Source organism: Flavobacterium lipolyticum (assembly GCF_020905335.1).
In the GTDB taxonomy this organism is placed as follows: domain Bacteria; phylum Bacteroidota; class Bacteroidia; order Flavobacteriales; family Flavobacteriaceae; genus Flavobacterium; species Flavobacterium lipolyticum.
In genome coordinates this window covers 454,639-473,705 of sequence record NZ_JAJJMN010000002.1, presented here as the reverse complement: position 1 = coordinate 473,705, position 19,067 = coordinate 454,639, and the positions used below count along the sequence as shown (strand labels likewise).

Genomic DNA, 19,067 nt, shown 5'->3' with positions numbered 1-19,067 from the left:
ATAAATACGCTTTTTCAGTTAAATTTGTTTAATTGAGAAAGCGTTTCTTTTTTAACATAACATTTGAGTAATGAAAGGATATTTTGTATATATGTTTTTAGATATAGATGACAATGTTTTATACATCGGAAGTTCTATACATTTAGCAGTAAGAATTGAAAAACAACATTTTTTGAGTCAGCACGGGAATTTAAGTGAAGAATGTATTTTGGAATCACATAAAATTCTGTACCATCAAGGTGTATCATCCGATGATATGAAGATTAAGGAAAGATATTTGATAAACGATTTAAAACCAAAGTATAACAACAAACTTAATAATAATAATAAATTTTCATTCACAATTGACATCGATTGGAAATTATATAGTATTGATACACAAAGCTTAATAAATAAAAGAGAAGTCAAATCTAAAAAATTTCATCAAATTAAAAATTTTACTTTAAGCAAAAATAATTCCAATATAACAATAAATGATGACTCAGAAATTTTTAGACTGAGTACATGTACTATTTTTTATGAAAAAGAAAACAAAGATTGTTTAATAAGGAATCTTTGGGGGTATTCTTGTTGGGATGATTTTTATTTCGTAAGAATAAATAAGGAGCTTTATATTTTTTGTTTAGAAGTAGATCATTTACTAAGTGAACATAAACAATCAATTCATTTAAATCATAATGATGAGTATGATAAACAAATTTTTTATGATCTAAAACTATTAGAAGAAAAATTCAAACAAGATTCCTATGTTTTGATTACTTCAAATAAAAAAGAATCAATTTTTGAGGAATATTACTGGTTTGACAGTACTGGAATGGCTTGTTCTAACATCATTAATAGTTCAAAAAAATTATTTTTAAAATACGATTTATTCAAGAAAGAAAAAATAATTGACGATATTTGGATTAAGCACATAGATATGGTTTTAAATAATTTAGACACATACTTAAATGGTGAATATGACTGGTTATCTTAATTTGTTAAGATTAAAATTCAAAACAAGTTTTAAATCATGTTTTTAAAAGATGACAGTAAAGAACGACCCGAGACACTTAGTCACTAGACAAGATTTAAAAAAAGGCTTTAAAGAGCAATCAAGATGGATGCTAGGCATATTTATTACCCTTTTATTAATGATATTTGGTTTATATGCTATCATTTTACTAAACTAAATTATTTAAATAAAACTTAAAATGAACTGGAAAGCAATAAAAACAGAAGAAGAGCACGTAAAAGCAGTTAAAAGAATGATTGAAATCTTTCACGCTGAACCTAATACTCCCGAAGATGATGAACTAAAAATTTTATGTTTATTAGTTAAAGATTATGAAGACAAAAAACATCCGATGCCTGAACTTAATGCATTAGATGAAGCTTTCGATGATGTTGCAAATGGCAGAGTACATTCTCACGAACAAGCGATGGCAAAAATAAAATCAAGATTCTCTAAACACTTCAAATAAGTATGTTGAGTATAATTTATGATACAAATTATTTGGACTGAGCAAGTCCTAAATAATGTTCTTAAAAGATGATTGCTTGGGAATTTAGTGCAGAACAAAAACCACAACATGGGTTATGGTGATTTTTCACGCTGAATCTATGAAAAGAATTGTTTAAATGGATAAGAAAATAACGTGAAAACCTGTTCCGGATCCTTTCTTCAAATGCACAAAACAACGTTAAAATGAGAACCAGGGACGAGCTGCATAAAGGCAAAATAACGTGAAAACACAAAAAGCGCTTACAGCTGGCCAATCAAAAATAACGTGAAATTAAAGGATGCACATTTGCACTCGTGGAATTAAAAAAAATAAAATTATAACTACCAAATCAACTCTTAAATGAATAAAAAGATAAAAAAGAGTACTAGATATTTAGCATCAAAAGAAGATTTCGCAAATACAAAAACTGAAATGATTAAATGGTTACTTGGGTTATTTTTTGTGCTAGCATTAATGATTATAGGCCTATACTTTAAGTAACTATATTTTAAATCCTACTTCGGTAGGATTTTTTTATATTCTAACTTTTAAAGCAATTCTTTTTCGGACTTTTTTATAAATATTTCGTTTATCTCTTTCGTAATAATTCTACCCACGCTTCGCTTTAAAAATATGGCTTAATTTTAAAAATATACTATATAAATAATTGGTATATTTTATCTATAAGTAGCTATAAATTAAATAAAGATATTTCCTATATTAGCTTGAAATAAGTGCAAACTTATGACATAAAGATTATTAATTTTAGTCTTCTTGGAGCCATTTTATAGCTCCAGTAAATAATTTAGAGGTAATTTATCGTCAGAATCGGAGAAATCGTATTACAAAAATATAAAAGTTTTATATGAATATTTGCAAATTATGTGAAAGTGAAGGTAAATTGGTAAAGTCTCATATTATACCAAAATTTATGTTCAAAAAAATGAAAAATGATGAAAATGCATTTTATCAAGTAATATATAATTTAGACTCAAAAGAATTTAAAACCAAAAAAACGCAAATTGAAGATTATGATAGAAATATTTTATGTGAAAATTGCGACAATAAAATTCTTGGAGGAATATATGAATCCTATTCTCAAAAAGCGATATATGGTGGTGAATTACCTATAGATGTTTCACCAAAATGCGAAAACTATCAAAATCCTAATGATGGTGCAGAATATAGCATTTGTAAAAATTTTGATTATACTAAAATAAAGAATTTCTATTTATCCATTCTATGGAGAGCAAGTGTCACTAATAGACCGTTTTTTAATCACGTAAATCTTGGTAAAAAACACGAAGAAAGAATTAGAAATATACTTTTGAATAATGAAAAAGTATCAGAGAATGAATATCCAATAGTTATTACATCGTTTATGAGAGCTAATAACAACCTTGAAAATTTAATCGCAGAACCGAGGAGGATTAAAACAAAATCAGGTTTAAATGGTTATATGTTTTTAATGGATAGCTTACAATTTATGATATATGTGAATTCTCCAGAACACAAAATCACTGAAGTAATAAAAAAACTTTCATTGAAAGAAAATGAGATGATTACAATGCACCTACCAAATGGAAAAGAAGTGGAATTTTTGAATACCTTTTTTAATATATAAACTACCGCTAATACTTGCTACAATAGATTTGGGCAATTGGCTTAATTTAAGTTGTAAGTTTTAGCAAAAGGTTTATCTGATACGAAAACAGATATGATTAAATGGTTAGTTGAGTTATTTTTTGTGCTAGCCTTAATGATTATAGGGTTATACCTTAAGTAACTATATTTTAAATCCTGCTTCGGTAGGATTTTTTTATATTCTACTTTTATATCAAATCTTTTTCGGACTTTTTTATGAATATTTTGTTTCCTGTTGGTTTTATAAATCATAAAAAAAATGCTTCTAATTTGAAAATATACTATATAAATAAATAGTATAATTTATCTTTAAAACAGTAAATAAATTAATAAAGATATTTCCTATATTCGCTAGAAAGAAATATTGACTTATGATGTAAAGACAATTCATTTTGGTCTTAGTGGAGCCACTGTATAGCTCGAATAAATAAGTTAGTGACAATTTTAAAGAAAGCCTGATGATAAAACAACTCATTGAAGATTTAACGTTTGACAAAATAAGTTTAAGCCAAGCTCTGACAAGAGCAAAAATTATTGCCTATAAAATAAATAATAACGATTTTAAAGAATGGCTTGTCGGAGAAATTAATGGAGGCTACAAAGGTCGCAAATTACCAAAACATAGAATTATTCCCTGTGATATTTATGCTGAAGTATCAATTCCTTTTCAAGGAACAAAAACGATTCCTATGGATGTAACTTCAATTAAAGATTTAGCTGGCGACCATTCTTTTAATGAAATGAGAATTACTCAAAGCATTGGTACTTTAGAACTTGGACAAAGTCAAAGCGGAAAAAATCAATATGGCTATGAATATTTCCCAATGGATTTGACAAATCACTTCAAAAAAATGACAGACGAAGGTGACAGTATAATTGCTATCAAAAGAAGAATTCAATTATCACAAATAGATTATATATTGGAACAAACAAAACAAAGATTACTTGATACTCTTTTAGAACTCAATGAAAAATTTCCGAACTTAGAAAATGATTATGTAGATTCGAATGCTAATAATCAGAAAGTCCAAAATATAATTACTCAAAATATTTATGGTAATAATTCAAACTCAAATATCGCAGTTGGTGATAATATAAATCAGAGTATAGTTGCTGATCAAAAAATTGAAGAACTTATTAATGAACTTCAAAAATTAGGTGTAGATTCTAACGAAACAAATGAATTAAAAGGTATTCTTGAACAAGAAGACAAAAAAGGAATTGGAAAGAAAGTTCTAAATTGGCTTGGTAAATTATCTACTAAAGTGGTTGAAAAAGGAATGGAATTACAATTACCCGTAATTATAGAAAAGCTTCAAGACTATTTGTAAATACTGCTCCTAACAGCGGTTTTTACGAGATTTTGAATTATGCTGCTAATCGCACATTTATTTATTACAAGAAATACCTTAGCTTAAAGAACTTGATTACGAAGTTTGCCACCTCGCAAAACCGCGAAACTTTATCACTAATGCAACAAAAATACAGAAATAGATGAGAGAAAGGGATTCTTTGATTTTAGAATTGCAAAATCGAATATTAGTACTTGAGAAATCTAATGAAATAAAATCAGAGTTGAATAAACTAAAAAGTTCTACAATACAAGATTTACAAATTAGAACAACAAGTTTAGAAAATAAAAATTCAGAAATAACATACTCCGATTATATTAGTACTTTCTCTCTGATATTATCTATAATAACAGCATTAAGCTTAGTTAGTTACTTCTTTTATAAAAATTATAGTAAGAAAAGACTAAAATTAAGAAAATATCTAAGTGGAAAATGGGGAACAGAAGGTGATATTACATCCCCACAACCATTGCCTTATATTGATTTCGAAATTGAAGTAGATTCAGAAGACGGTGAAATTACTGGAATATTTAACACTAACAATGAGAATTATCCTGTAGTTCTTTCAATTAATGGGAAGCTCAAACACAACTCCGCAAATATTCAAATTACCCACATTTCTCAACAAAGACTTTTAATTTACGGAGAAGCTAAATTAACCGTAAAAGGAAAACTACTCGAATGGAAAACAAAAAAAGGGGAAATTGAGCTGTTTCCAATAAAAGCAATAGCTTGGAAAGTATAAATAAAACACTGATAATAACATACGTCTTTAGCTGTTTGCAAGTTCTGTGGAATTATCGTTTTTAATTCCTATTTTCGATAAGCTTAAAATAACCGTTTTCATAACTTGTAAACATCAAGAAGAATGAGAACCTTAACGCTAAGACAACCTTAAAACCACCAAATAAATTAAAATATGATTAAAGAATTAAAATTTAAAGAGATTATTGAAAATATAATTGGTGAAATAAATGAAGCCAAAAGAAAGTCTAAATCTATTCATAATGCTGGAAATATAAAAACTTCAGGTGATGAAGTTGAAAATTTAATACGCGAAAAAATAAGCCTTTTTTTACCTGAAAGATATTTAGTTAAACAAGGTCATATTATTAATTCCCAAGGCAAAGTAAGTAATCAATTTGATATCATAATTTTTGATAGATTAAATACTCCTAAATTCTTTGAATCAAGCAATGAAACTGTATTCTACCCTATTGAATCGGTTCTTGCTGTTGGAGAGATAAAAAAAACTTTGAGGAGCAAAGACCCGATAGAATTTGGAAAAAAAATTAGACATTTAAAAGAAGATATGCAACGTAAACTAATTAGTAATACAGCATTTGGAAATAAAATTTCTAATAATACACTAATCTCCGATCTTATTAACATGACGTCAGAACGAAAATTTAAGAATCCATTGTTTTCGTTCATCTTTGCTATCGACGAAGAAAAAATAGAAAATTTAGAAGTTAGTGATGACCATAAATATATGCCAAATGATATTTACGTTTTAAATTATGGTTATTATTTATTTGGAGAAATTAAAGATGGAATTATAGTTCCGATGCTGGAAGATGAAACTTCTATGATAAAAACACTTATTGAAGTTAAAAAACCGGGTGTAAATTGTATCGGCACTTTACTAAATCAACTAATCAATCATTTAAACAAATGTCACATTGAACCTTTTAGCATATCAAACTATTTAGACACTAAGACTGATTTTAGAATTACAGGGACAGATATTAAAGCATATACATTAAGAGAATAATCTAAACGTCCAACTGTTAACTTACATAGAGATTTACAAATCTTATGGAACTGCCGTTTTAAAATATACTTTCATCAAGCGAGAAAATTTCTCAAAACAGCAAAACGGCAAAAGTCATAAAAAAAAAGTCTTAACCATCACTTAAATGTCATTATTAGAACTTTATAAAGAATACCACCCTGACATAATTGGGCGCCTATCAAAATTTTCGGAAATAAATAAAAGGAGGTTAATTAAAAAATTGGAAATTGAAAAAGATAAAAGAAATTTCTTGTCGACAATTTCAGAAATTAAATTTGGCGAATTATTTAATGCATTGCATATTGAGTCTATTTATGATAAAAAAATAAATTCGAAAACACCCGATTGGACATTAAACTGTTCTACATCGGAAATAATCTGTGACGTTTATAGACTTGGTCAAAGTAAATCAGATCAAATAAGAAGTGATTTCGAAAATTCACTAATTGAACATATTAAAAAAATTCAGGCCCATTATATAATCCGCATTTCATTTATTCAAGAATATTTCGAACCCGAAACCTACAATATAAAGTCAATTGTCACTAAACTTAGTGAGTGGATTTTTAAGAGTAAACCTAAAATTGGAGATAAAATTTTGATAAGTGAAAATTTTTATTTCACAGTTTTATCAAATAACTCTAATCACCAATTTGTAAGTTGTTGGGGAAATATAAATTCAATAGAATACAAAATTGGAAAAATTGAACAGGAACAAAATTCTTATCCGAACGAAATAACAAAAAAGTTAACTAAGTACAATGAAATTATTGAATCATTCAACATGCCATACTTTCTATGTATTGACATAGATTTTGGAACTGGAGTTAACCATGACGAATTCGAAGAATATTTTAAAGGAAAATCAGCGATATTAATTGACTATGAAGAAGTAAAATACATTCCCGAATTTAAACAGTTGAATTTAGGTAAAGAATGGACAATTCTTGGAGAATTTTACAATAACCCTCAATTGAGCGGAATCATTACATGCCTAAATCAAAGCTTTAAAATTTTATTTAATCCTTTAAAAAAACAAATTATCTATGACGAAAAATATCGAGAAATAGTGACTAAGCTAAAAAACATAAACAATAGCAAGTAAGGCGTTTATAGCCTTTTATAGATTTAAGAGAATTATTGTTTTTATCGCACCTAGTTTTACCGAAATTAAACGTAAGCAAGAGCATTCTTTTTTACTACCATTAATTACTATATCCTTAATCAAATAACTACACCCTATGTACACCTCTACTCTTCTAAACCCTTTAAAATTAAGCAATATTACTTATTGTATTGGAAAGTAGCAGGACAAAACAACTACAAACAAACGAGTTAAAGTATTTATAAACAATATTTTAACTCGTTTTTTAATTACTTTTTCTTTTGGATATTAAGTGATGTTTTGTTTAAATTTGTACCTTCTTTGTACCTCAAAAAACGAAGTACAAAAAATATTTTTTTTTGGCCATATGATGGCACATAGAGACACACATAGTCGCAGTGGGACACTTAAAGTCACATTTCTATGAGTTCAAACATTAAGATTACCAGAATCTGCGATTTCTGTAAAGAAGAATTTACAGCGCGCACCACAAAAACGCTCTATTGCTCGCTTAAATGCGGTTCCAGAGCCTACAAATCAAGAACAAGGCAGTCAAAAATTACAGAAAGTAACAGACAGACTGAAATTGCCAAAAATCCTAATCTTGAAATAGTTAAAACCAAGGATTTCATTAGCGTGAATCAGGCAAGCCTTCTCTTTGGAATAAGCAGGAGGACCATTTACAGAATTATCTCTAGAGGAGAGCTTGATATCGCCAAGTTTGGAACAAGAACGGTTATTCGAAGATGTGATATGGATAGCTTTTTCTCCATTCCACTGGAGGAATCTTTACTAAGGCCTATTCAAGAATTTCCAGGACTTGCCAATTGTTATAATATAACACAAATTCAACAGAAGTTTGGAATATCACCCGGAGGGCTTTATACGCTCATTCAAAAGCATGGAATAGCCAAGTATGCAATAGGAAAGTTTAATTACGTTGCGAAAAAAGATATTGATATTTTATTTAATGTAGAAAGAATATGAAAAAGATTAATGTATCATTAAGAAAAAAAGTGATCTCAAAAGGAAAAATATCACTTTACCTGGATTTTTATCCGCCGTTGCTGAACACTGAAACAAACAAGCTTACAAGACGGGAATTCCTAAAAATATATATTTTTCAAAAGCCAAAGAATCAAATTCAAAAGATCGCAAATATTGAGAATCTTCATACGGCCGAATTAATTCACATTCGCAGACAAAATGAACTTCGTAAAGATGATATATATTCTGAATTTGAGAAAGAGCAACTGGAGTTTAAAAGAATTGGACGAGGATCATTTCTGGAGTATTTCAAAAATTTTGCTGATAGAAAAGAAGGTAACAACAGGCAGATTTGGAATAGCGCTATAGCACACTTTGAAGCATTCCTTATAAACCAAGATATTAGCTTTAAAAATACGACAGTAATACTGATGAATGATTTTAAAGAATATCTCTTAAAAGCTAAAAGCAGAAGAAATACAGGAGAAACATTATCTCAAAATACTGCCCTTTCCTATCACAACAAACTTAAGACTACTCTTAAAAGAGCTTATAAAGAAGGAAAATTAAGAAATGATATTAATTCAGGAATTGATTCTATTAAAGAAAAGGAATCACAGCGAAATTTTTTAACACTTAGTGAAGCCAAGAAATTATTCGCAACGCCATGTTCAAATATGATTGTGTATAATATTTCTATGTTCTCTACATTGACTGGGCTTCGATATTCAGACATAGCCAAACTTACATGGTCTGAAGTCCAATATATGGAAGATGACGGATTTTATATCAGATTTAAGCAAAAGAAAACTGAAGGACTTCAGACTATGCCTATTTCAAACGAGGCATTTGAAATCCTTGGCGAAAGAACAAATGAAGATGACAAAGTATTTGAAGGTTTAAAAAAATGGGACGTAGATAGAGTACTGCCTGTTTGGATTGCTCTAGCTGGAATTACAAAACATATTACATTCCATTGTTTTCGACACACTTATGCAACATTGCAGATATTCTCAGGAACTGATATTTTTACTGTTTCTAAAATGCTTGGTCACAAGAGTGTAAAAACTACGCAGATATACACAAAAATAATTGATGAGAAGAAGAGAGAAGCTTCTTTGAGGATAAGTTTAAAATAAAATAACGTGAAGCAAGAAAGACATTACTTCGGCCAATGTCTTTCTTGTTTATTTATATATATTTTTTGAATTAAATTTAGTTTCAGTTTCTAATTGTATTTCAGTAATAGTTTTAATTCGACCCGATTTTATCCAATTTAATAATTCTCCACGATAAAAATAGAGACGCTTACCCTGTTTATTGGCGGGAATCTCATTTCTACACACTTTTGTATAAATAGTGGCTACAGACAACTTTAATAATTTGGCCGCCTCAGAAATAGTTAACAAATCATCATCAGCGACAACATTATTTACTTTATTTTCTAGTAAAAGTTTTTCAATACTGTTCATTTTCAAGAGTAGCTCTCCAATAATATCAGGCAAATCTTCAAATCTATATCGTTTCATAGTATGTAAATTTTATAGATGTAAAAATTGTTTTATACATCTTATTAATTTTCTAAATTTTAGGATTATTATATTTTTCAAGAAACAAAGTAATCAATTAAGCGGATACACTTAAATCGCTGTATTCAAACATATTAACATCTGGTACATTAACACGTAAAAGTCTCGTCAAATCATCAAAAAAATGGTGGTTTGCAAATTGTATCGTAGAGGTCACTTGACGGGACATAAAAACAGTAAATACTTACAAGAAAAAGACTGAAAATAGGGCAAAAAAAAAGTCCATTTTTTAAAAATGGACTTTGAGTGTAGAAAAGCCTGTTGCGAATTTCACTCCCAGAAATTAGTTTTGTACTATTAAGTAAATTAAAATGCTTTTGAAGTACATATAAGATACAAATTCATATATCACTACTAACCACAAAAGACATGTTTTTTTTGAGTTTTGTGGCAAAATCGCGGCACATTGGTATTGGAGTTACCTCCATCTTTACCACAAAAGCTAAGGAGGTTTAAAAAAATACGAGATTGTTTTTTTAGTTACATAAATTATTAAAGAAACGAGGGTAAAATAATTCAACTCTTTAAAAATTTGATACTATACAGACAACTAGAAAAAAGGGCTCTTTGGAATTTAAAATCTGTGTGGTTACAAATTACAAAGCAACTTGCTAGTTCAGTTCTTTTACAATCTAATGGAACTGAAACTACTAAGAAAGAGATCTTTAATACTTAACGAATAATTGATCTGGAACTTTTAGATTAAATTATTAATTTTATCAAACTCTTCGATCGTCTTGTAACCTAAGAATGAATGTCTTCTTTTTTTATTGTACCAATTTTCAATGTATTCATATACTTTCATTTTCATCTGGTTCCTCGGTAGGAGTTTATTTCCATTAATTAACTCAGCTTTAAAAGAATTGAAAAAACTTTCAGAAACGGCATTATCATAATGACTTTGTCTCCGACTCATACTACGCCGAACACATTTATAGGAGTCTAAAGTACCGGTGAAAATTTTATTGGCATATTGAACACCTCTATCAGAATGAAAAATTAAGTCTTTAGCAATTTTCCTGTTTTTAACCGCCATTTCCCAAGCAGGCAAGGTAGTTTGTTTAGTGCTCAATCGATCGCCTAAACTCCATCCAATGATTTTCCTGTCAAATAAATCCATAACAATGGTAAGGTATAGATAGCCGTTCGTTGTTTGTATGTGTGTAATATCGGAAACCCAAGCTTTAGAAGGTTCATTAACTCTAAATTCTCTATTTAATACATTTGGAGATACATAATGATTATGAGTTGAATCAGTTGTGACCTTATATTTTCTTTTGACTTTTCTTCGAAGTCCCAGCATTTTCATATATAGTGATACTCGCGAGCTGTGTATTTTAAATCCCCTCTTTTCAAGTTCTTTAGTAATTTTTATGCAACCATACGTATGTTTAAATTCATAAAATATAGCTGTAATTTCCTCTTTTAATAAATTTACTCGAATTTTCGTATTTGTAGGTTCATGTTTTTTTCTCCAGTAATATGTACTTCTCGACACTTCTAACACGGTACATATCTTTAAAATTGAGAATTTAGATTTATTGTTTTCAATGAATTGTTTAATCATTGCTTTTCCTTGAGAAACGTATTTACTTCCACTTTTTAAAATTTCCAGTGTATGCTGTGATTCTTTGAGCTTTTTTTCAAGATTAGTAATTAAGGCTTGTTCAGGAGTTAATTTTAAGTAACCACCTCCACAAAAACTTCCTTTTCCAAATTTTTTAAAGTCTTTCCGCCATCTATTTAAACAACCTCGAGTTATCCCCAGCTCTTTTTCAAGATTTTCAATTTGCCCCTTTCCTCTGCCATAACTTAATTTAACCGCATATACTTTAAAAGAACGTTCGTATTTTTTCATATTCTGAAGTTTAATTATTCGTAAAAAACGGCTTCTTTTTTAATGCGGATTTTCAATATATTCAAGTATTTTTTCTTCCATTTGTTTTTTAGTCAGAAGCATATTTAAAGCGACTAGTTCAGATTTAAGGGAAGTAAAAAAACTTATAGGTACCACATTATCTAAATGATTCCTTGTTCGGCTCATGCTTTGTCTGATTTCTTTACAAGATTTTAATTTATCGGTAAACAACTTATTAGCGTATTGAGGAGATCGATCAGAATGAAATATTAACCCCTTCTTTATTTTTCGATTATCAACCGCCATTTCCCAAGAAGGGATAGAAGTTTCTTTTATTGTTGATCCATCACTCAAACTCCATCCAATAATTTTTTTGTCAAATAAATCCATAATAATTGTTAGAAACAAAAATCCGTTCATTGTTTCTATGTTGGTTATTCCCGAAACCCAAATCTGAGAAGGTTCTTCAGCTATAAATTGTCGATTGAGAACATTGGAAAAAACACAAGGATTATAAAATTTACTCGATGTCGCTTTATCTCTTCTTCTAACCTTGCTAGAAAGACCTAGTTTTTTCATGTAGAGAGTAACTCGAGAACGTGATAATTTGAAGCCCCGACTTTGTAACTCTGCTGAAATCTTTGCATTGCCATACATGCTTTTATATTCATGAAATATAGAAGTTATTTCTTCTTGCAATAAAATTGTTTGGCGTTGCCTTGGAGATATTATTTGATTTTTCCATTTATGATACGTATTCTCTCTTATACCTAAAACTTTACACATTCTCCAAAGCGGATATATATCTAAATTGTTTTCAATAAAATGAAAAATCATTGGTTTCCCTTCAAAGATATCTTTACTTGCTTTCTTAAAAATTTCAATTTCAATTTCTGTATCCTTAAGCTTTTGTTTAAGTGTTCTTTTAAGTTCGGAAAATCTTTTTTGTTCAGGGGTTCTAAAATGACCTGGTCCACAAAAACTTTCTTCACCATATTTTTGAAGTTCATTTTGCCACCTATAGATATTGGTAGGAGCTATACCAAGCTCTTTTGCAGCTTTAGAAAGATTTGTTTCAAGCCCTAATTTAACTGCATTTACTCTGAAATTACGGTCATAAATTTTAGCTTTTTTCATTTCTTAAAATTAAGATGTATGTCTTCCGTGAATTTAAGAAATATAATGACGTAGATGTGTAAAAAAAGTAAAAACTGGCATACTGAAAAATTGCAATCTTTTATTAGAAAGCCCCCTATCTAAATTTAAAAATTGATTTTTGTAGTCTATCTATATTTCCTTCTACAAATTTGATAATAATATACCCTGTGTGTCAATTTTGATTATAATCTTTATGTTTAAATCTGCCGCTACTATCTGTTGCATTAGAATCTATCTTTATTTAGATAAAAGTTATTCCAGAATGCGACAGAACCGGAAATTACATTGTTCTCTTTTTTATGTTGGGCTCAATCCAAGAATAGCTATTATTTTATAAAAATTGAATTTATTATGGAGTAGCTGTAAATGTATCTTTATTTCATATATTCGTTCTAAACATCAAAAACTTCGTCAAATACTTTTGACAACTAATAATGAATCAGTTAAACTTAAAACGAATAAAAAAACTAAACGAAGTATTATAATGAAACTAGCATCAATAGATAATAACACCAGAGATGGAGAATTGGTTGTTGTAAATAAAGAACTGACAAAAGCCATCCGCGTTACTGAAATTGCCGTAACCATGCAACAGGCAATCGATAACTGGCCAATCAATGAAAAGAAACTTCAAGATATTTACCAGCAACTAAACTCTGGCAAATTAACAATCGGTAGTTTTGATTTTACAAGCGTGCGTGTTCTAGCTCCAATTCCAAGAGCTTATCACTGGGCAGATGCAAGCGCCTATGTTACTCATGTCGAACTTGTTCGAAAAGCAAGAAACGCAGAGCTTACTGAATCTTTTTGGACAGATCCTCTAATGTATATGGGAGCCTCGGATGCTTTTATTGGAGCTTATGATGCCATAGAGATTGAAAATGAAGAGTGGGGAATTGATTTTGAATCTGAAGTTGCTGTAATCACTGATGATGTTCCTGCTGGTGTAAGTGCTCAAGATGCCTTAAATCATATTAAATTTGTAACAATAATAAACGATGTTTCACTCAGAAACCTAATTCCCAATGAACTCTCTAAACAATTCGGATTCTATCAATCCAAACCTTGGACTTCTTTTGCTCCTGTTATCATTTCTGTAGATGAATTAAAAGACGAATTTATTAACGGTAAACTGCACTTACCATTGATATCAATATTAAATGATGAAATTGTAGGGGCTCCCAATGCAGGCGTCGACATGACCTTTAATTTTGGCGAATTAATTGCCCATGCTGCAAAAACCCGTTCATTAATGGCCGGCACAGTTATTGGTTCAGGTACGGTGGCCAATCAGGGAAGTCCAACGGGATCCAGCTGTATTGCTGAGATCAGATGTCTGGAAACCATAAAAGACGGAAAACCTTCCACTCCATTTATGAAATTTGGAGACAAAATTGAAATTGAAATGAAAAATGCAGTCGGTGATTCCCTATTTGGTAAAATTAATCAAAGAGTAAAAAAATACGAAAAGAAATAATTTCCCCTTACTTCTATACGATCAACGAGCCCTATTTGATTTGTTCAGATAGGGGCTATGCATTCAGGTGAATATTTTCTATTGCAATAAAAATCAACTGATTACAGCAATAGAGTTTTTATGGAAAGTACGTGAATGAACTCTTCGATATCTGTAATAATTAAGGTGCGTTTCCTAAAAATAAACAAAAACAATTGTACTTATAGCCGGAAAGCATAAACAAACAAAAGAACACTATCGTCAACAGCTGCTAGAAAAAATTTTGGCAATTGCCTTAATGGAAAATTACTTTTGTATTTAAGAAAATTGTATAAAACCGAAAAAACGCATAGTTATTCTTCAACCTTGTCAAGAACAAGAAAGCTAGCAGTTATTTTATAAAAGCATATTTATATGAAGAACTTTCCTTTGGTCATTACTTTTCTTTTACCGCTAATTTGTTTTTGTCAATCTGACAAGGACTTTAAATTTATTGCCAAGGACAACGACGGCGAGAAAATCTATATCACATCTCCTGAAAAAGATAGTGATTATTTAAAATTCTGGATAAGTCATACTGTTCCCATACGGCCAATTAAAAATGCCGAATTAAAGGAACTCTTCTTTGGCGGAAATCGTGAATTGATGCTGATCGAATTAAAATGTTTGGAGAAAACCTACAATTTAATTAAGGTAATCACTTATGACAAAAAAGGAAAGATCGAAAAATCAGAAAACGCTGTAATAAGATTGGAAAAAATCTATCCTGAATCTTTTATGGATATCGTAGCGAGAGAGGTATGCAACTTATAAAAAAACAACAGCTAACAATTAACATGCAATTAGAATAATTTACTACGTCTATTCGCTATCGCACAGGTGTAAATCCAATAATGGCTTAACTATAGTTCAAATGCCCTGTAATACCAGAAGTCTATGAGATATTTCATATCTCATAGACTTTTTCTAAATAAAATTATATTTTAACTGATATTACTTTTTGCATACACTATACTCATAGTCAGACTGTTATCTCTTTTGGTAGACATAGTATTTATCTCTTTAATTTTCGTTAAATTAAACTAGAGACAACTCTACTTATCCATTACTTTTTGTTTGCATATTCATCTATTATAAATTGTTACGAAAACATGACACTAATTCAAATTAAAAAAATTATTTAACAGTTAATGTCATATTAGGAACAATTATAGCGTCAGTTATTCCTCCTGTGAATCGTTGGGCATAAACTTCAAGATAATCATTTGTTAATAGTTCGACAGAAGCATTTAAAGGAAGGACGATAATGTCATTTATTGCTACTCCTCTTCCATAAATTTTATTCTGTGTTAAAGCTGTTCCATTCTTTGCAATATAGATTATATAGGTCCCTACTGAGGATACTTGAAAGGAAATAGAGCCTGTAACCTGAAAAATTCGTTTCTTTTTTCCCATATATCTCAATCTGTTATTATTATTTGTTGGTGCATCTAAGGAAAATCTAAATAAATTATAAGATGTTGAATTCCCATTAACTTTAACAATATTACTTGGATTCGATGTATTAAAGCTTGTAGAAGCACCGGAGCCAACAGGATAATCCATAGTGAAATCGGCTACAGAACTGGCGTCAGTTTCGGTAGGAATTCCAGAACATCGTACGTTCCAGCTGTTGGTAAAGTTGTATCCGCTATACGTACCGGCAGTGTAGGGCTTTACATATCCGCTAGTGTTGGTACCGGTAAAAACAACTGTTTCTAAGACAGCATCTCCTGATATTGTTGGATTTGAAGATACATCAAATCCAATAGCAGTACCATTGACCTGACTGAAGCCACCTTGTTTTTCTACAAGAGTAAAAGTTCCGGTTAGTTTTTCATAAGTCCCCGAATTGTTGCTGAACCATCCCAAATTACTAAGTAATAATTGCGTGATATTGTTGTATGTTATTCCATTTGTATTTCCCGAGAACTGAATGATACTTAAAAAAACCAATCCAAAGCCTGATATACTTCCTACAGAGTTAGAATTAGCTACTATGCAGTCTCTGAATATTAAGTTTTGAGTCGCCGCTCCACTAAGATTAAATACGTTTCCGGCGGTAGCAAGAAAAGTTAGACCTTTTATAGTTCCTCCGTTGGCACCTTCAAAAATATTTCCTGATGATCTGATAATAACATCTTGATTGGAATCCACTCCCTGTAAATAAGCATTATTTAGGTCAATAGGAAAATTAAAAGTAACATTACCGTTAATTTCATATAATGTACTGGAATTCAAAAGATATTTGGAGCCACCTCCGGCGGCAAGTTCATCAGCTAAAATAGTGGCTAAATTATCCGTAGATTTTATACGTTTAAAATTGATCCTTCCCTGTACTCCACTGCTTAACGGCATCCATGAAGTGCTGCCTGCTGAATAATAGTAAAAAACTTTTAAATCCGTATCATAGACTATAAGACCATCAGCCGGAGTTGTGATCGCAGTTCTTTGAGCAGTTGTCATTCTGGGCGTAAGTAATCCTTGTGTAGTAGAGGTAACGTCTAGTATTGAACTGGAATTTGGCGTTATTGTCCCAATTCCGACTTGCGCATTAGCTATAAATCCAAAGAGAAGAAAGAGAAACACTAAGAACATTTTATGATTTCTAAGAGCAGGTTTGTTGATCATATTTTTTTGGTATTAGTTATTTTTTTCTGTTGTCTATTTTGAGTAATTACTTTTAATTTTTAGAGTTTAAAATGATTATTTTCTCCGTGAATCTTTCATTATTCAGGGTTAAAAATTGGGCAATATAAACTCCATTGCTTAATCCATTGGTTGAAAAAATATAATTTTGTTCTGTTCCCAGATTTTCTTTATGCAGAATAACTTTCCCGGTTATTTCATAAAGCTTAAATGTTCTTAAAGAAAGATTTTTGGGATTAGATACTTTTAAGCTATTATTGATATTATCCTGATTAATGAAAAACGGATTATAGTTTTTGTCACTGGTATTAAGTGTTTTATCGTCTTTGAATGTAATTTTAAAACGATCTGTATAAACGCCCTTTTCAAGATTTACCTCGTACATTCCATTTTTTATGTCATGAAAAGAATTATTCAGTGCATCATAGAGGTAAATCATTTGCGAAGCTTCCCAATTTATTACCTCGGGAATCTTGAATTTAAAGGTAGTATTGGTAGTTGCTTTTACGATTATGGGGATTTTTTTTTCAGCATCGAAATTTAAACCCTGAATGATATAATTATTATTTTCTATTAAAAAGTTCACATCATTGGGAAGTTCATCCATACCAAGCGCATCAATACCAATATCAACTCCATCTGTTGCGCGAGAGACAAATACAAGGGCTAATTGTCTGGTAAATTCATTATTGATTATAACATTCAATTTCAAATATGAAATCTCCTCAGTAACTTCGATTCCTTTAGTACTTTTTTCTTTAGGAATATGTTTTTCAAATTGTGACAAACCACTTCCTTGTTTGTAAAATGCCCTATGGGCATTTTTAAACGTCGCAGTTCCGCTAGCGGTCGCACTAATTACAAACCCCTGGCCAATTGGAGAATATTTTCTTTGTATTACAAGTCCGGAAGACAGTCCAGTATTGTTCACTGAGCCATCCGGGTTATATGTATTGAAAGTGGCCGGTACATATACACCATTGGAACCTAAACCGATTGGAGAATATGCGCCATAGCCTCCTTTGTAATTTACTAAAGTATGTGTGTTTACTGTCTTATCTTGTTCCCAGAAGTAAGCAATACCACCTGTATTTGCATTAGAAGGATCTAAGAGAAAAGCATTTAAATGTAAAGCTGAAGGATATGGATTTCCTGTTAAAGTGGCATTATTAGCCCCTAAGGAAATAGTAATATTGCCATCATTTGGTTTTCCTCTAAAATCATACCTTTGGGATCCGCCGGGGTTATTTGTAACACCAGTTCCCTCAGGATCTGTTGAATCAGTTCCACTTGTTCCTTTCATTGAAAAACCTTCGCCAGGTGCTAAAATGGTAGATCCCCCAACAAAAACCCATTGTGAATAATTATTAGCATTTATGAGTTTATAAACCCATTTAGGTGCTATTGCCAGAGGATTGGAAGTTCCATCGGAATTACTTACGGGTAAAATTGTTGATACTACTGAAGCAATTGCTGTGGTAGGTCTGCTCAGCAATGTAATACCAAAGTTTTCATTTCCGGATGAATTAGAGGCGTTTCCAACAGGAGAACACCAATAATTGTAATCGAAATTATCTGAAGTTCCCCTTTGATAAACTGACAATGTACCCAATCCCGAATTAGTTGAATTCCCTATTGTTCCCTGCAACAATTGTGAATTATTACGTAGGTAGAGATTAGAATTCAAAGCTAAGTTGATACCCTGTTGAACATATAACACTTCATTCTTTACATACATGTTCGTATTTGGACTGAAATAAATTTGTGAGATACATTTTGAATTAATCAACAGGGAAATAAATAGAATTATGATCTTCATTACTTTAACTTTAAGATTAATAGGGTTTATTTACTAAAACTATATATTAGATGCTTTTTCTTTTTTTAATTAAAAAAAAAAGCTCCAAGTATTATTCCGCTTAGAAATAATATCGAAATTTCGTTGTCTATT

General features: G+C 30.4%; 16 protein-coding genes. 11 read left to right on the top strand and 5 right to left on the bottom strand.

All coding sequences use genetic code 11. The annotated features are described in order from the left end of the window. Positions 1 to 70: 70 nt before the first annotated feature. The 9 genes from LNQ34_RS18660 to LNQ34_RS18620 all read left to right on the top strand — a co-directional run bounded on the left by LNQ34_RS18660 (position 71) and on the right by LNQ34_RS18620 (position 9,506). A complete protein-coding gene (locus LNQ34_RS18660; protein ID WP_230000829.1) occupies positions 71 to 976 on the top strand; it encodes a GIY-YIG nuclease family protein in 906 nt (301 codons plus the stop codon). 217 nt (positions 977 to 1,193) lie between these two features. Further along, on the top strand, positions 1,194 to 1,463 hold the full coding sequence (locus LNQ34_RS18655; RefSeq protein WP_230000828.1) for a hypothetical protein: 270 nt from the start codon (positions 1,194 to 1,196) through the stop codon (positions 1,461 to 1,463). Between the two features lie 964 nt (positions 1,464 to 2,427). Further along, on the top strand, positions 2,428 to 3,108 hold the full coding sequence (locus LNQ34_RS18650) for a hypothetical protein (protein ID WP_230000827.1): 681 nt from the start codon (positions 2,428 to 2,430) through the stop codon (positions 3,106 to 3,108). A 478-nt stretch (positions 3,109 to 3,586) separates the two neighbouring features. Beyond that, a complete protein-coding gene (locus LNQ34_RS18645) occupies positions 3,587 to 4,459 on the top strand; it encodes an AbiTii domain-containing protein (protein WP_230000826.1) in 873 nt (290 codons plus the stop codon). 163 nt (positions 4,460 to 4,622) lie between these two features. Beyond that, entirely contained in the window at positions 4,623 to 5,225 is a 603-nt protein-coding gene (locus LNQ34_RS18640) for a hypothetical protein (RefSeq protein ID WP_230000825.1), read from the top strand. Between the two features lie 174 nt (positions 5,226 to 5,399). After that, positions 5,400 to 6,254 carry a DUF6602 domain-containing protein gene (locus LNQ34_RS18635; protein WP_230000824.1) on the top strand — a complete coding sequence of 285 codons (855 nt, stop codon included), beginning with the start codon at positions 5,400 to 5,402 and terminating at the stop codon, positions 6,252 to 6,254. 145 nt (positions 6,255 to 6,399) lie between these two features. Beyond that, positions 6,400 to 7,380, top strand: coding sequence for a hypothetical protein (locus LNQ34_RS18630; RefSeq protein ID WP_230000823.1), 981 nt, complete (start codon positions 6,400 to 6,402; stop codon positions 7,378 to 7,380). 423 nt (positions 7,381 to 7,803) lie between these two features. After that, complete coding sequence (locus tag LNQ34_RS18625) at positions 7,804 to 8,367, top strand: helix-turn-helix domain-containing protein (RefSeq protein WP_230000822.1); 564 nt, start codon at positions 7,804 to 7,806, stop codon at positions 8,365 to 8,367. Then, positions 8,364 to 9,506 carry a site-specific integrase gene (locus LNQ34_RS18620; protein ID WP_230000821.1) on the top strand — a complete coding sequence of 381 codons (1,143 nt, stop codon included), beginning with the start codon at positions 8,364 to 8,366 and terminating at the stop codon, positions 9,504 to 9,506. Before LNQ34_RS18625 ends, LNQ34_RS18620 begins: the two co-directional genes overlap by 4 nt. A gap of 48 nt (positions 9,507 to 9,554) precedes the next feature. Here the strand turns inward: LNQ34_RS18620 and LNQ34_RS18615 are convergent, their stop codons facing one another. The 3 genes from LNQ34_RS18615 to LNQ34_RS18605 all read right to left on the bottom strand — a co-directional run bounded on the left by LNQ34_RS18615 (position 9,555) and on the right by LNQ34_RS18605 (position 12,951). Continuing rightward, the gene (locus LNQ34_RS18615) at positions 9,555 to 9,896 is read right to left on the bottom strand and encodes a helix-turn-helix domain-containing protein (RefSeq protein ID WP_230000820.1); all 342 of its coding nucleotides are present in this window, start codon (positions 9,894 to 9,896) and stop codon (positions 9,555 to 9,557) included. 757 nt (positions 9,897 to 10,653) lie between these two features. Beyond that, positions 10,654 to 11,814 carry an IS3 family transposase gene (locus LNQ34_RS18610; RefSeq protein WP_255664579.1) on the bottom strand — a complete coding sequence of 387 codons (1,161 nt, stop codon included), beginning with the start codon at positions 11,812 to 11,814 and terminating at the stop codon, positions 10,654 to 10,656. Positions 11,815 to 11,853: 39 nt separating this feature from the next. Continuing rightward, complete coding sequence (locus tag LNQ34_RS18605; RefSeq protein WP_230000819.1) at positions 11,854 to 12,951, bottom strand: IS3 family transposase; 1,098 nt, start codon at positions 12,949 to 12,951, stop codon at positions 11,854 to 11,856. A gap of 505 nt (positions 12,952 to 13,456) precedes the next feature. Between LNQ34_RS18605 and LNQ34_RS18600 the strand changes: the two genes are divergently transcribed. Together LNQ34_RS18600 and LNQ34_RS18595 are read left to right on the top strand one after the other, a co-directional pair. After that, the gene (locus LNQ34_RS18600; protein WP_230000818.1) at positions 13,457 to 14,449 is read left to right on the top strand and encodes a fumarylacetoacetate hydrolase family protein; all 993 of its coding nucleotides are present in this window, start codon (positions 13,457 to 13,459) and stop codon (positions 14,447 to 14,449) included. Between the two features lie 393 nt (positions 14,450 to 14,842). After that, positions 14,843 to 15,241 carry a hypothetical protein gene (locus LNQ34_RS18595; protein WP_230000817.1) on the top strand — a complete coding sequence of 133 codons (399 nt, stop codon included), beginning with the start codon at positions 14,843 to 14,845 and terminating at the stop codon, positions 15,239 to 15,241. Positions 15,242 to 15,604: 363 nt separating this feature from the next. On the opposite strand, the gene LNQ34_RS18590 is transcribed toward LNQ34_RS18595, so the two are convergent. Both LNQ34_RS18590 and LNQ34_RS18585 read right to left on the bottom strand, forming a co-directional pair. Beyond that, a complete protein-coding gene (locus tag LNQ34_RS18590; protein ID WP_230000816.1) occupies positions 15,605 to 17,098 on the bottom strand; it encodes a hypothetical protein in 1,494 nt (497 codons plus the stop codon). 52 nt (positions 17,099 to 17,150) lie between these two features. Continuing rightward, on the bottom strand, positions 17,151 to 18,935 hold the full coding sequence (locus LNQ34_RS18585; protein WP_230000815.1) for a T9SS type A sorting domain-containing protein: 1,785 nt from the start codon (positions 18,933 to 18,935) through the stop codon (positions 17,151 to 17,153). Between the last annotated feature and the right edge of the window lie 132 nt (positions 18,936 to 19,067).

Excerpts from the sequence above, each read along its gene's own strand:
- LNQ34_RS18660 (WP_230000829.1), top strand. The coding sequence starts at position 71 with ATGAAAGGATATTTTGTATATATGTTTTTAGATATAGATGACAATGTT.
- LNQ34_RS18655 (WP_230000828.1), top strand. The coding sequence starts at position 1,194 with ATGAACTGGAAAGCAATAAAAACAGAAGAAGAGCACGTAAAAGCAGTT.
- LNQ34_RS18650 (WP_230000827.1), top strand. The coding sequence starts at position 2,428 with ATGAAAAATGATGAAAATGCATTTTATCAAGTAATATATAATTTAGAC.
- LNQ34_RS18645 (WP_230000826.1), top strand. The coding sequence starts at position 3,587 with ATGATAAAACAACTCATTGAAGATTTAACGTTTGACAAAATAAGTTTA.
- LNQ34_RS18640 (WP_230000825.1), top strand. The coding sequence starts at position 4,623 with ATGAGAGAAAGGGATTCTTTGATTTTAGAATTGCAAAATCGAATATTA.
- LNQ34_RS18635 (WP_230000824.1), top strand. The coding sequence starts at position 5,400 with ATGATTAAAGAATTAAAATTTAAAGAGATTATTGAAAATATAATTGGT.
- LNQ34_RS18630 (WP_230000823.1), top strand. The coding sequence starts at position 6,400 with ATGTCATTATTAGAACTTTATAAAGAATACCACCCTGACATAATTGGG.
- LNQ34_RS18625 (WP_230000822.1), top strand. The coding sequence starts at position 7,804 with ATGAGTTCAAACATTAAGATTACCAGAATCTGCGATTTCTGTAAAGAA.
- LNQ34_RS18620 (WP_230000821.1), top strand. The coding sequence starts at position 8,364 with ATGAAAAAGATTAATGTATCATTAAGAAAAAAAGTGATCTCAAAAGGA.
- LNQ34_RS18615 (WP_230000820.1), bottom strand. The coding sequence starts at position 9,896 with ATGAAACGATATAGATTTGAAGATTTGCCTGATATTATTGGAGAGCTA.
- LNQ34_RS18610 (WP_255664579.1), bottom strand. The coding sequence starts at position 11,814 with ATGAAAAAATACGAACGTTCTTTTAAAGTATATGCGGTTAAATTAAGT.
- LNQ34_RS18605 (WP_230000819.1), bottom strand. The coding sequence starts at position 12,951 with ATGAAAAAAGCTAAAATTTATGACCGTAATTTCAGAGTAAATGCAGTT.
- LNQ34_RS18600 (WP_230000818.1), top strand. The coding sequence starts at position 13,457 with ATGAAACTAGCATCAATAGATAATAACACCAGAGATGGAGAATTGGTT.
- LNQ34_RS18595 (WP_230000817.1), top strand. The coding sequence starts at position 14,843 with ATGAAGAACTTTCCTTTGGTCATTACTTTTCTTTTACCGCTAATTTGT.
- LNQ34_RS18590 (WP_230000816.1), bottom strand. The coding sequence starts at position 17,098 with ATGATCAACAAACCTGCTCTTAGAAATCATAAAATGTTCTTAGTGTTT.
- LNQ34_RS18585 (WP_230000815.1), bottom strand. The coding sequence starts at position 18,935 with ATGAAGATCATAATTCTATTTATTTCCCTGTTGATTAATTCAAAATGT.